This is a genomic window from Sphingobium sp. LB126 (assembly GCF_002795205.1).
In the GTDB taxonomy this organism is placed as follows: domain Bacteria; phylum Pseudomonadota; class Alphaproteobacteria; order Sphingomonadales; family Sphingomonadaceae; genus Sphingobium; species Sphingobium chungbukense.
Map to the genome: position 1 here is coordinate 1394731 of NZ_NETV01000001.1, position 12456 is coordinate 1407186.

11 protein-coding genes and 1 riboswitch are annotated in these 12456 nt (G+C 63.7%); of the genes, 4 read left to right on the forward strand and 7 right to left on the reverse strand.

All coding sequences use genetic code 11. The features are described from left to right. Positions 1–65: 65 nt before the first annotated feature. Complete coding sequence (gene thiC, locus CAF53_RS06850; protein ID WP_100237668.1) at positions 66–1925, reverse strand: phosphomethylpyrimidine synthase ThiC; 1860 nt, start codon at positions 1923–1925, stop codon at positions 66–68. 11 nt (positions 1926–1936) lie between these two features. Then, a complete protein-coding gene (locus CAF53_RS06855) occupies positions 1937–2344 on the reverse strand; it encodes a DUF2065 family protein (RefSeq protein WP_100237669.1) in 408 nt (135 codons plus the stop codon). A gap of 55 nt (positions 2345–2399) precedes the next feature. Next, a riboswitch (TPP riboswitch) is annotated at positions 2400–2510 on the reverse strand. An 84-nt stretch (positions 2511–2594) separates the two neighbouring features. Between CAF53_RS06855 and CAF53_RS06860 the strand changes: the two genes are divergently transcribed. Further along, entirely contained in the window at positions 2595–2891 is a 297-nt protein-coding gene (locus tag CAF53_RS06860; RefSeq protein WP_100238720.1) for a hypothetical protein, read from the forward strand. On the opposite strand, the gene CAF53_RS06865 is transcribed toward CAF53_RS06860, so the two are convergent. Both CAF53_RS06865 and CAF53_RS06870 read right to left on the reverse strand, forming a co-directional pair. Continuing rightward, a complete protein-coding gene (locus tag CAF53_RS06865) occupies positions 2881–4275 on the reverse strand; it encodes a cytochrome P450 (protein ID WP_100237670.1) in 1395 nt (464 codons plus the stop codon). The two genes, CAF53_RS06860 and CAF53_RS06865, sit on opposite strands and share 11 nt — an antisense overlap. Then, positions 4272–5393, reverse strand: a complete 1122-nt coding sequence (locus CAF53_RS06870; RefSeq protein ID WP_100237671.1) for a hypothetical protein — start codon at positions 5391–5393, stop codon at positions 4272–4274. Before CAF53_RS06870 ends, CAF53_RS06865 begins: the two co-directional genes overlap by 4 nt. A gap of 22 nt (positions 5394–5415) precedes the next feature. On the opposite strand from CAF53_RS06870, the gene CAF53_RS06875 reads away from it, so the two are divergent. Together CAF53_RS06875 and kdsA are read left to right on the forward strand one after the other, a co-directional pair. After that, complete coding sequence (locus CAF53_RS06875; RefSeq protein ID WP_046761961.1) at positions 5416–5709, forward strand: hypothetical protein; 294 nt, start codon at positions 5416–5418, stop codon at positions 5707–5709. Between the two features lie 5 nt (positions 5710–5714). Then, entirely contained in the window at positions 5715–6536 is an 822-nt protein-coding gene (kdsA, locus tag CAF53_RS06880; protein WP_100238721.1) for a 3-deoxy-8-phosphooctulonate synthase, read from the forward strand. 33 nt (positions 6537–6569) lie between these two features. Here the strand turns inward: kdsA and CAF53_RS06885 are convergent, their stop codons facing one another. The 3 genes from CAF53_RS06885 to CAF53_RS06895 all read right to left on the reverse strand — a co-directional run bounded on the left by CAF53_RS06885 (position 6570) and on the right by CAF53_RS06895 (position 11166). Next, a complete protein-coding gene (locus CAF53_RS06885; protein WP_100237672.1) occupies positions 6570–7835 on the reverse strand; it encodes a glutamate-5-semialdehyde dehydrogenase in 1266 nt (421 codons plus the stop codon). A gap of 261 nt (positions 7836–8096) precedes the next feature. Beyond that, positions 8097–8729 (reverse strand): methyltransferase, encoded by a 633-nt coding sequence (locus CAF53_RS06890; protein WP_100237673.1) that lies wholly within the window; start codon positions 8727–8729, stop codon positions 8097–8099. Positions 8730–8871: 142 nt separating this feature from the next. Continuing rightward, the gene (locus CAF53_RS06895; protein ID WP_084732999.1) at positions 8872–11166 is read right to left on the reverse strand and encodes a CDC48 family AAA ATPase; all 2295 of its coding nucleotides are present in this window, start codon (positions 11164–11166) and stop codon (positions 8872–8874) included. Positions 11167–11516: 350 nt separating this feature from the next. Here CAF53_RS06895 and CAF53_RS06900 point away from each other — a divergent pair, with 350 nt between their 5' ends. After that, positions 11517–12398, forward strand: a complete 882-nt coding sequence (locus tag CAF53_RS06900) for a LysR substrate-binding domain-containing protein (RefSeq protein WP_046761965.1) — start codon at positions 11517–11519, stop codon at positions 12396–12398. Positions 12399–12456: the final 58 nt, after the last annotated feature.

Genomic DNA, 12456 nt, shown 5'->3' on the forward strand with positions numbered 1-12456 from the left:
TGACGCCCACAGCCGGCGGCCAAAACACCAATCGCTCCCGCCGGACCACTGCAACAGCCAGCTTCTCAATCATGCTCCCGACCGCCAGCACCCATATAAAGCTCGCTGCCGGTCTGCCGGAAGATTTCGCTCATCTCCGCCATGCCCTTTTCGGCATCCTCCGCCGCGATGAATGCGTCCGCGGGCTGATTCTGCTTCGCCGCGAAATCGCGCACCTCCTGCGTGATCTTCATCGAGCAGAATTTGGGACCGCACATGGAGCAGAAATGGGCACTTTTCGCGCCTTCCGCCGGAAGCGTCTGATCGTGATACTTCTCTGCCGTGTCGGGGTCGAGCGACAGATGGAACTGGTCGCGCCAGCGGAATTCGAAGCGGGCACGGCTCAGCGCATCGTCGCGGACCTTGGCGGCGGGGTGGCCTTTCGCCAGATCGGCGGCGTGGGCGGCGAGCTTGTAGGTCACGACACCAACCTTCACGTCGTCGCGGTCGGGCAGGCCCAGATGTTCCTTGGGCGTGACATAGCAGAGCATCGCCGTGCCGTACCAGCCGATCATCGCGGCGCCGATGCCGCTGGTGATATGGTCGTAGCCGGGCGCGATGTCGGTGGTGAGCGGCCCGAGCGTGTAGAAGGGCGCCTCACCGCAGGCCTCGAGCTGCTTGTCCATATTCTGCTTGATCTTATGCATGGGCACATGGCCCGGCCCTTCGATCATCACCTGCACATCCTGTTCCCAGGCGCGCTTGGTGAGTTCGCCCAGCGTGTACAGCTCGGCGAACTGCGCCTCGTCATTGGCGTCCGCGATCGAGCCGGGGCGCAGGCCGTCGCCCAGGCTGTAGGCGATGTCATAGGCCTTCATAATCTCGGTGATCTCGTCGAAATGCTCGTAGAGGAAGCTTTCCTTGTGATGGGCGAGGCACCATTTCGCCATGATCGACCCACCGCGCGAGACGATGCCGGTGACGCGCTTGGCCGTCATCGGGATATAGGGCAGGCGCACGCCCGCATGGATGGTGAAATAGTCCACGCCCTGCTCGGCCTGCTCGATCAGCGTGTCGCGGAAGATGTCCCAGGTCAGTTCCTCGGCAATGCCGCCGACCTTTTCCAGCGCCTGATAGATGGGCACGGTGCCGATCGGGACCGGCGAGTTGCGCATGATCCATTCGCGGGTATCGTGGATGTTGCGGCCGGTCGACAGGTCCATGACCGTGTCGGCGCCCCAACGGATCGACCAGACCAGCTTGTCGACCTCGCTCGCCACGTCGGAGGCGACGGCGCTGTTGCCGATATTGGCGTTGATCTTCACCAGGAAGTTGCGGCCGATCGCCATCGGCTCACTCTCAGGGTGGTTGATGTTCGACGGAATGATGGCGCGGCCACGCGCGACCTCGTCACGGACGAATTCGGGGGTCACATAATCGGGGATTTCCGCGCCCCAGTCATGGCCGTCGCGGACATATTCGGCGAGGCGGGCACGGCCCAGATTCTCGCGCTCGGCCACATATTCCATCTCCGGCGTGATGATGCCGCGGCGGGCATAGTGCATCTGGGAGACGTTCGCTCCGGCCTTGGCGCGCAGCGGGCGTTTGACGGTATTGGGGAAGGGCTGGACACCACCGCTGCGGTCGGGGCCTTTCAAGCCGTTATCCTCGGGCTGGATGGTGCGGGCGTCATATTCCTCGACGTCGCCACGGCCGATGATCCAGTCGCGGCGCAGCGCGGGAAGACCGGCCATGATGTCGATGCGGGCGTTCGGGTCGGTATAGGGACCAGAGGTGTCGTAGACGCGGACGGGCGGCTCGCCGCTGCCGGGTTCGAGATCGATCTCTCGCATGGCGACCTTCAAGGGGCCGACATGGATTTTGCGCGATCCACGTATCGGACCGGTGGTGACGCGCATTTCGGTGCGGGCGGGAACATCGGCCATGGATTTTCCTTTCAGACGATAACGGTGGCGCGACCCGTGAGGCCGGCGAGGAATAGGAGGATGCCGAAGACAATGCTGACGATCGCCCAGGCACGGGTGAAGTTGAGCGACCAGCGGCCGATCCTGAGGAGCGGCGCGGGCACGGCGAGCAACAGGGCGCCTTCGATCAGCACCACATGGCCGATAGCCGAGACGATGACGGACAGCGGATCGCGCCAGATGCTGTGGATCAGCACCAAGGCCGCGCCGACTGCGAAGACCGAAAACCCCAGCGCCATGACCAGGGCCGGCGAATGTTCCAGATCATCCATCATCTGCCGCCAGCGCAGCGGCGCGCCAAGGCCGCCTATGCCGATGACGATCATGTAGAGGCCGATGAGTTCGGCCAGATGCAGGGTCAGGACGGAAATGCTGTCCATATATGCCGTCCTCCTCTTACGCTCATGGACGGAGGACGGGCGCGGGTTGCTTCATCTGAACAAGCCCTTCCCTCCCTACGCCGGTCTTATCCGGATCAGGTTCAGCGGGTCGCGGCCACATCAGCCGCCTCTCAACCGTCTGTGGACGGTCCCCCGGGGATCGCTTCCGCATGTAGCCGATGCGATGCAGGAACGGAAGCCCCTTCGCCACGCTGGACAGAGCGCCACGCTTTCCGCTTTTATATCGGTCATGAAGCATCACGACCTGTCCACCAAAGAGGGCCGCAAGGCGCATCGGCATGAACTGCGCATGATTGCGGTGCGGCCACGCCGCTGGGGTCTGTGGCTGCTCACGGCGGGATTCCTGCTGTTGCTGACCCCCTCGGCGCTGGATGTACACAGCCTGTTCGGGCTTTGGCCACCGATGCTGGGGGCATTGTGCATCATCCTGGGCGTAGCCTTGCTGGGCGCGAGCGTGGTGCTGAAACGGCGCTATATGCGGCAGCGAATGGCGGGGCAGGCGATGGTCGGGCGGATCAAGGGATAGGGCGTGACGAAAGGAGGGATGCGGCCTCGAACATCAGCTTCATCCCTTTTCGCGGCCGGATGGTCAGGCGGCTGATCGGTTCGGGCTTGAAACCTTGCGGCACCGACAGACGATAGCGGCGCACGACGCTGGCGATCACCGTCATCACCTCCTGCTGGGCGAAACCGGCGCCCACGCAGACGCGGGGGCCGCGGCCGAAGGGGAACCAGGCCTGTTTCACCATGTCCGCATTGGCGGGGTCTTCGAAGCGTTGGGGGTCGAAGCTATGGGGGCAGGCCCAATTGTCCTTGTTACGCTGCGTCAGCCAGGGAGCGACGACCAGCATGGCGCCTTCCTCCAACTGCTTGTCGCGCATCGGCATGGGACATGTGACTTCGCGCGGAAAGAAGGCAACCGGAGGGTAAAGACGCAGCGTTTCGCGGAAGATGTTGCGGATGGCGTCCATGTCCTTGAGCATCGCGGCCTCCAACGGCACGCTTCCGGCGATTTCCGTCACCTCGGCGCGGGCGGCGGTCTGGACATGGACGCATTCGGCCAGCATGTAGAACGCCCAGGTCATGGTGCTGGCCGAGGTTTCGTGGCCGGCGAGGAAGACCGTCGACACCTGGTCCATCACCTGTTGCAAGGTGAAGGGTTCGCCGGTTTCGGGATGCCTGGCCTCGATCAGGGACTGGAGGATGTCCTTGTGCGGCGCCTCGCCGCGCTGGTGGAAAGCCGCGTAGCGTGCCTCGACGATGGGCCGGAAAACATCGTGAATCGCCTTGGCAGGTTTCAGGGACCGCTTCTCGAACCAGCGGGCCGGAAAACCGTAGAGACGAAGCATCGAGGCGCTATGGGCGAGGCGCTGGAACTTGCCGAAAGCGGTGTGGATGATGTTGGAGCGCCGCTCATCCAACGCTTCGGAGAAGAGCGTGCGGAAGATGATGTCGGCCGCCACATGGGTCATCATGGGATCGATGTCGACCGGCCGGCTTTTGTCCGCCGCGTCGATGCGGACAAGCAGATCGTCGGCGGCCGCCACCATCAGCGGCATGGACCGGTTGAGCGCGGTATGGGCGAAGGCCGGGTTCACCATGGCGCGCTGGCTTTCCCAATCCTCGCCATTGGCGGAAAAGACCGAATTGCCGATTAGCGGCGAGAGGTTGCGGACCAACTCGCGATGCTTCGGGTACGCCGTGCCGCCGCGCAGGATCTGGTCCACCAGCGGCAGTTCATTGGCGATATACATGGTCTGGCCGGGCATGCGGATTTCGCCCAGCTTCATTGTATAGCTCTTTTCGAACAGCACATGAATCCAGCTATGCCAGCCGCGCAGGAAGCGCTTTGCAAGGCCGCGCTTGGTGCGGGGCGGTTCGGGGTAAGGCGGGGTAAAGGGCGGCGTCACGGGATCGTCCTGAATGCGGCTATCGCTTCGTCGATGGTGCGGCGACCGGCGGTCAGGCTGACATAGTCCACCGGCGAGAGGCGGTCGCCCACGCGCAGATAGTCGAAATGCGCCTCATATTTGTTCGACCAGCCGCTATGGTAATTTTCCGGATCGTAGAAGAGGTGGAAGCGCGGCGAGAGCAGGTCGACGCGGGCGGCGCATCGATCCGAGACAAGGCGGATCGGGTGGACATCATAATAGGCCGCGCCGTCCGGCGGGGCGGAGAAGTCGACGAGGCGGAAGGGCTTGTCGTCCAGTGCCTTGAGGTCGGCATGATACCAGCGCGCGTCCTTGCGCAGCGCGATGACGGGGACGACCTGCCCCAATGTCAGGACGGTGAAATTGTCGGGCAGCGTGCCGCGTAGTTCGAGGATGCGACGCAGGACGCTCATCGCATAGATGGTGCCGTTGCTGTGGGAAGCGAAGATGACCTCATCATAGGGGCCATCCATTTCCTCGACAATGCGGGCGGCGAACTGGTCGAGGCGCTCGTCCATCTCCGCGCCGGGGCCGTCGGCGGCGACCGAGTGGTTATAATACATGAAGCGCAGCAGCCAGGGCACGATCAGCTTGTTGAGCAGGCGACCGGAAAGGAGCGCGCTGATGGCGATGCCGATGAGCGCGCTCGCCCAGAAGGGAAGCAGCAGCGAGAGCAGCAGCGTGGGGATCAGCGCGAGGGCGAGCGGGATGAGGACCGCCAGCAGCGGCGGGTAGAGGATGGTGATGACCGGGCCTTGCCGCAGTTTCCGCATGCGCAGGAACTGCATGTGCCGGGCATGGGCGCTGTAGGTGGCGATGGAGCGCCAGGCCAGAGCCAGGGGATTGCGTATCCACACCTTGCCGACCAGATCCTCCCAGCGAAGGAATTCATAGTCGGTTTCGACGCCCGCGCTGTGGTTGGTGACGGTCCAGAGAGCGGAGGAAGCAGGGCCGGAACGGCGGGCGCTGACCTCCACCCGCTCGCCCGACAGGCGCGCGTAATTTTCCGCCTGCTCGCGATACATCTGGTGGTAGAAACGCACCCCGCGCGGGTCGAAGCCGCCAAGGTAGAAGAGTTTGCGCTTGAACTTTTCCATGGCCCCTGTTCCACATCGGGCCATGACGACACCCGAACGCGACTACTGCTATTTCATAGACCACCGCAAATACAACCGAAACATCGGTTGTCGGCGCCATGACAATGCCTATGGCATCAATGGCGGCGGCAGCGAGCGGGATCGGTGGCGGGCGGACTTCGCCTTCTATCGCCACATGAAGGGGGAAGGCGATCCGATGGCGCTGCCTTCACTGCTGGCATGCCTCGTTTTCGGCTGGTTCTGCTGGAATTATCATGAGGGCAAGGGGCTGTGGCGGGGGCAACTCTTGCGCCGCTTCGTGAAAGCGCCGAAGTGAACGGCATGAGCAAACATGTTTCCATCGGGCCGCTTACGGTCGGCAACGACCTGCCCTTCGCCCTGATTTCCGGTCCCTGCCAGATTGAAAGCCGCGATCATGCGATGATGATGGCGGAAAGATTGTCCGGCGTGGCGACACGAGCGGGCGTGCCATTCATATTCAAATCCTCCTTCGACAAGGCGAACCGGACTTCGGTGTCGGGGCAGCGGGGCGTCGGGATCGATGCGGGGCTGGCGATCCTGGCCGAGGTGAAGGCAAGCTTCGGCTGTCCGGTGCTGACCGACGTGCATGAGGCGGGGCAGGTCGAAGCTACGGCGCAGGCTGTGGACATCCTCCAGATTCCCGCCTTTTTGTGCCGCCAGACCGACCTGCTGCTGGCGGCAGGCAAGACAGGCGCGGTCGTCAATGTGAAGAAGGGGCAGTTCCTCGCCCCCTGGGATATGGCGGCGGTGGCGCAGAAGGTCGCTTCGACCGGCAATGAACGCATCCTGCTGACCGAGCGCGGGGCGAGTTTCGGCTACAATACATTGATCAGCGACATGCGGTCGCTGCCGGTGATGGCGCAGACGGGCTATCCGGTGGTGTTCGACGCCACCCATTCGGTGCAGCAGCCGGGCGGCCTGGGATCGGCTTCCGGCGGGCAACGGGAATTTGCGCCGGTGCTGGCGCGGAGTGCCGTCGCGGCGGGGGTCGCGGCGATCTTCGCCGAAGCGCATGACGATCCCGATAACGCACCTTCGGACGGGCCGGTGATGCTGCCGGTAGAATGGGTCGGGCCTTTGCTGGAGAAGCTGAAGGCGATCGATGGGGCGGTGAAGGGGTAGCCCCCCCTCCCCCGTTCCGGACAGATTAGCGAATTACGGCCGCGTCTGCCCCGTTCCGCGTACCAGCCATTTATAGGTGGTAAGGCCTTCCAGCGCGACCGGCCCGCGGGCATGGAGGCGCCCCGTGGAAATGCCGATTTCCGCGCCCAGACCGAATTCGCCACCATCGGCGAACTGGGTGGAGGCGTTCCACATCACGATGGCGCTGTCGACCGCGTTCAGGAAACGCTCCGCGCGGTCGGCGTCTTCGGTGATGATCGCGTCGGTATGATGGCTGGCATGGGCAGCGATATGAGCCAGCGCCTCGTCCAGCCCATCGACCAGCCGGATCGACACGATGGCATCGAGATATTCGGTGTCCCAGTCCTCTTCGGACGCTGCGATCACCCGGTCGTCCATCGCCTGCACCGCGTCATCGCCACGCACCTCGCATTTGGCGTCGAGCAGTGCCCTCACGATGGCGGGCGCCGCCCCGAACGCCTTGTCGATCAGCACCGTTTCGGTCGAGCCGCAAATACCGGTGCGTCGCATCTTGGCGTTCACCACCAGCTTCTGGGCCATGTCCGGATCGGCGGCACCGTCGACATAGCTGTGGTTGATACCGTCGAGATGGGCGAGCACGGGTACACGCGCCTCCTCCTGCACGCGAGCGACCAGGCTCTTGCCCCCGCGCGGGACGATGAGGTCGATGAATTCGGCCGCTTTCAACAGCGCGCCCACGGCCGCGCGGTCGGTGGTGGGGACCAGTTGCACCGCATCGGCGGACAGGCCGGCGGCGGCAATGCCCTCCGCCATGGCGGCGTGGATGGCGCGGTTGCTTTCCTTCGCCTCGCTGCCGCCACGCAGGATCACTGCGTTGCCGGCGCGCAGGCACAGCGCGGCCGCATCGGCGGTCACATTGGGGCGGCTTTCATAGATGATGCCGATCACGCCCAACGGCACGCGCACGCGGGAAAGCTCCATGCCATTGGGGCGGACCTGCCGGTCGATCACGCTGCCCAGCGGATTGACGAGGGTCGCCACCTGATCCACGCCCGCCGCCGTCGCGAGTATACGGTCCTCGTCCAGCCGCAGCCGGTCGAGCAGAGCGGGGGACAGGCCGTTGGCCGCGGCATTTTCCATGTCGCGGGCATTGGCGGCGATGATCTGCGGCGCCTGATCCCGCAGCGCTTGCGCGGCGCGGCGCAGCGCGTCGATCTTCTGCGCGTCGCCGGCCGATGCCAGTGCCGCCGCCGCCGCACGGGCACGGGCGCCCATGGTCGCGATCAGCATTTCGGGGGTCTGGGTCAGGTCGTTCATGATATTCTCGCCGTGTTTCGCGGGGCCTTATCATGAAAGCACGCCAATGCGAAACCATCGGTTGCGGCAAACAGGCATCGAACTGACGACCGGGCCATGGGTCGCAAAATGACCCGGCCGCCAGCGGACAGTAGAACTGCCACTTCTTCAGCGGTTAGCGAGCAGGCTCGACGCCCGCATACCCTGAATGGGGTATATGCGTGTCAAAGGCCAAAAATTCCCTGCGGAAAATCAGCGAAATGCAAATGGAACGCGTAACGATCAGGCCGCCTGCGCCAGCATTTCCCGCTTCGTGGCGGTGAACATGCGACAGGGCGGGATGTTGCGCCATTCCACCCGCTCGTGAATCTCCTCGAACTGCGCGGACAGCAGACGGCGCATATAGGCGGAATATTGATAGACCAGGAAAGCGCCGTCCGGCCTCAGCGCGGAACGCGTTTCGGCACAGATCGCTTCGCCCACCCCGGCGGGCAGGGTCGAAAAAGGAATGCCGGACAGGATGAAGTCCGCCTGCCGATGCCCCGCCTCTCGGATGAAACGGCGCACGTCGGCCGCCGACCCATGCACCACGCGCAGGCGGGGATCGTCGATTTGCGCTTCCAGGAACGCGACGAAATCGAGGTTGAGGTCGATCGCCAGCAGGATCGCATCCGGATGCATCCGGTCGAGGATGGTCTGCGTGAAGGTGCCAACGCCTGGGCCATATTCGACGAACAGCCGCGTATGCGCCCAATCCACATCGGCCAGCATCGCATCCACCAGCGACGCGGACGATGGGATGACCGACCCGATCATGCCCGGATGCTTGACGAACTGTTTGAAGAACATCCCCCATTGAGCCAGGAAATTGGAGCGCTGGACCAGATGCTTTTTCTTCAAGGGAATGGAGGCCATTAATTCTCGCCTGATTGCCTTCATACGCCCGACTCGCAAAAATCCCGCGGCCTTGCAAGCGCCTTCGCGCCGGAGGGGAGGGAGGGTCGCAGCATTTTGCGGGGAGCAAGGCGGGAGAAGGACACCCTTCCCCCGCCTTCGGTCAAGCCTTGCCGGCGCGGGGGCGCAACATGCCGGGGGCGACGAAACCGATCGGATCCACCTGCATCACGCTCTGCTTGAGCGTGGCCTGGATCTGCTCATATTCACGTTCCATTTCGGGCGTGACGGAGGCGCGGGTATCCTCCAGCGCCGCTTCGAAATGGGCCTGCGTCACCTTGTCGACAGAGAGCGACTGGCGCAGCGCGATCAGGCCCGCACGGCGGACCAGATCCTCAAGATCGGCGCCCGTGAAGCGCTCGGTCCTTTCGGCCAGCAGGTCGAGATCGACATCATCGGCAAGCGGCATCTTGCCCGTATGGATGGACAGGATCCGCTTGCGCCCGGCCTGATCGGGCACGGGGACATAGATCAGCTCGTCGAACCGGCCCGGCCGCAGCAGCGCCGGATCGATCAGCGTCGGCCGGTTGGTGGCGCCGATGACGACGACCGATTGCAGTTCCTCCAACCCGTCCATTTCGGCGAGGATGGTGTTCACCACCCGCTCCGTCACCTGCGGTTCGCCCAGGCCGCCGCCGCGCGCCGGAACCAGGCTGTCCAGTTCGTCTATGAAGATGACGGTCGGCGCCACCTGCCGCGCACGGGCGAAGAGGCGGGCGATCTGCTGCTCGCTCTCCCCATACCATTTGCTCAGCAGGTCGGACGATTTCGTGGCGATGAAATTGGCCTGCGCCTCCCGCGCGACCGCCTTCGCCAGCAAGGTCTTGCCAGTGCCGGGCGGGCCGTAGAGCAGGAACCCCTTGGCCGGGCGGATGCCGATGCGGCGGAAGGCATCCGGGTCCTTGAGCGGCAGTTCCACCCCTTCCTTGAGACGCATCTGCGCATCGTCCAGACCGCCAATGTCGGCCCAACCGATATTCGGCGCCTGTACCATCACCTCCCGCATGGCGGACGGCTGGACTCGCTTGATCGCGGCCATGAAGTCCTCCCGCGAGACGGAGAGTTCCTCCAGCACGTCGGACGGGATCGTTCCTTCCTCCAGATTGAGGCGCGGCATGAAGCGGCGGACCGTCTCGATCGCCGCTTCACGGGTCAGCGCCGCGAGATCGGCGCCGACAAAGCCATAGGTCATACGCGCAAGCTCGCTAAGGTCCACCTTGTCGCCCAGCGGCATGCCACGGGTGTGGATACCCAATATCTCGCGCCTCCCGCGCTCGTCGGGAACGCCGACGATGATTTCGCGGTCGAAACGTCCGGGGCGGCGCAGCGCCTCATCGATCGCCTCGGGCCGGTTGGTCGCGGCGATGACGACCAGGTTGGTGCGCGGTTCCAGCCCGTCCATCAGCGTCAGCAACTGGGCGACGAGGCGCTTTTCGGTCTCACCGGTCACATTGCCGCGTTTGGGCGCGATCGAGTCGATCTCATCGATGAACAGGATCGACGGCGCGGCCTTGGCCGCCGCCTCGAAAATCTCGCGAAGCTGCTTTTCCGATTCCCCATAGGCTGATCCCATGATCTCCGGCCCGTTGATCAGGAAGAATTCAGCTTCCGACTCATTGGCAACGGCACGGGCAAGCCGGGTCTTGCCGGTGCCCGGCGGGCCGTGCAACAGAACCCCCTTCGGCGGATCAACCCCCAGCCGCTCGAACAATTCGGGATAGCGGAGCGGCAGTTCCACCATCTCACGCAACTGATCGATCGCCTCCGCCATGCCGCCGACATCGTCATAGGTGACGTCGGCCCGACGGGATTCGCGCGGTTCCTCATATTCCGCGCGCAGCTCCACCTCCGTATCGGCGTCGATATGGACGAGCCCCTTGGGCACCGTCGACACCACCACCAATCGAATTTCCTGCAAGGCATAGGCTGGCGCCGCCAGCATCTGGCGCAGATGCGGCGGCATGTCGCCGGGCGGGACCTGTTGCTGCCCCGCCGTCGCGACGACATCGCCCGATGCCAGCGGACGTTGAAAGAAGACGCGTTTCAGGGCTTCGGGGTTGCCCTGCAACCGCAAATTATTTTGTGCAGGAGCGAACACGACCCTTTGGGCGGGCCTTGGCTCGACCTTCCGAATCTGCACGAAATCGCCCGAACCAACCCCGGCATTGGCGCGTTGAAGCCCGTCGAGGCGAAGGACGTCCAGCCCCTCATCTTCCTTATAGGGACGCACGACGCGGGCGGGTGTCGCACGCTTCCCCGCAATCTCGATCACATCGCCTTCGGCCAGATGAAGCTCAGCCATCACTGCCAGAGGAAGTCGCGCAAGGCCGCGCCCCGCATCTTCCGGCCGTGCATTGGCCACCTGAATCCTGCGTCCCGCGCTTTCTTCCTCAGCCACTCGCCATCCCCATTCTTGTCACTGCGTAACGAGATAGGAAACGTCATAGCGGAGCAAAAGGGGGCGCGTCATGGCTCCGAACGAATAAAAAAAGGGCCAGCCCAAAGGCCAGCCCGGAAAGTTTATAGGAGAGGATGCCTGAAAGGCCTTTCCTATGTGCAGTGCGGGATGTATTTTCGCAAGTGCGAAAAGAATCGAGGAGTTGCATTTTTTGCATCTTGCCAACCGCCCTTTTTTCCTGCTCAGTGGCCTGAAGTTTGGGAATGAGGATGCTTGGGAGCCGGGTCGCGCGTCGTTCGAGAAGTATAATGATGCGTCGCAGCGGATCGGCCGGATGAAATTGACGATTTATGCGTAGATTGCCGCCCCTTACGGCCCTGGAGGCCTTTGTGCAGGTCGCGCGCCTTGGCTCGGTCAAGGCCGCTGCGGAGGAGCTTGCGTTGTCGACTCCGGCATTGAGCCGCCGGGTGCAGGCCCTGGAGCGGTTCATCGGGCGCCCGCTGTTCGACCGGAAGCATCAGGCGCTGGAAATCAATGCCGACGGACAGAGGCTGCTGGACGATATCGCCCCGGCGCTCGATTCGTTGAACCAGGCGTTGGAGAATATCCAGAGCGGCGGCAACCAGTTGCGGTTGCGGCTGGCGGTGATGCCGCTGTTCGCGACACAACGGCTCTTCCCGCATCTGGGCGAACTGCGCCAGCGCCATCCGCAGCTGCATATCGACATCGAAACCACACCCTATGCGGTGGCGCGGCTGGGCGAAGGACTGGACGCGGCGATCGTGCTGGCCAAGGATATCGACCCGGCGCTCTATGCCCATGAGCTGGATCAGGACGAGGTCTATCTGATCGGGCGCAAGGCGCTCCAGGATTCGCCGCAGGCGCTGACATCGCCGCAGGAAATCGCCCATCATACCGTGCTGCTCCACCGCGACATGGGCCTGGCCTTCGACGCATGGAAGGAGGCGGTCGGCCTGACCGATCTGCAACCGCAGGCGATCGACAATTATGATTCCGGCCAATTGATGCTGGAGGCGGCCGCCCAAGGCCTGGGCATAGCGGTCATGCACGCCGGCCATTATAATGAGGCCCAGGATTCGCGGCTGGTCCGGCTGTTCCCGGAAACCCGGGTGGAAAGCCCCTATCGCTATTATTTCGTATGCCGCCCCCGCGCCTTGCAGACCCGGGCGGTGAGGATTTTCCGTGACTGGCTGATCGGAGCGGACATATAAATCCGCCAATCCAACCATTTACGCTTTTTCGCTGGCGATGTCTTAACCTTGTTTGGCC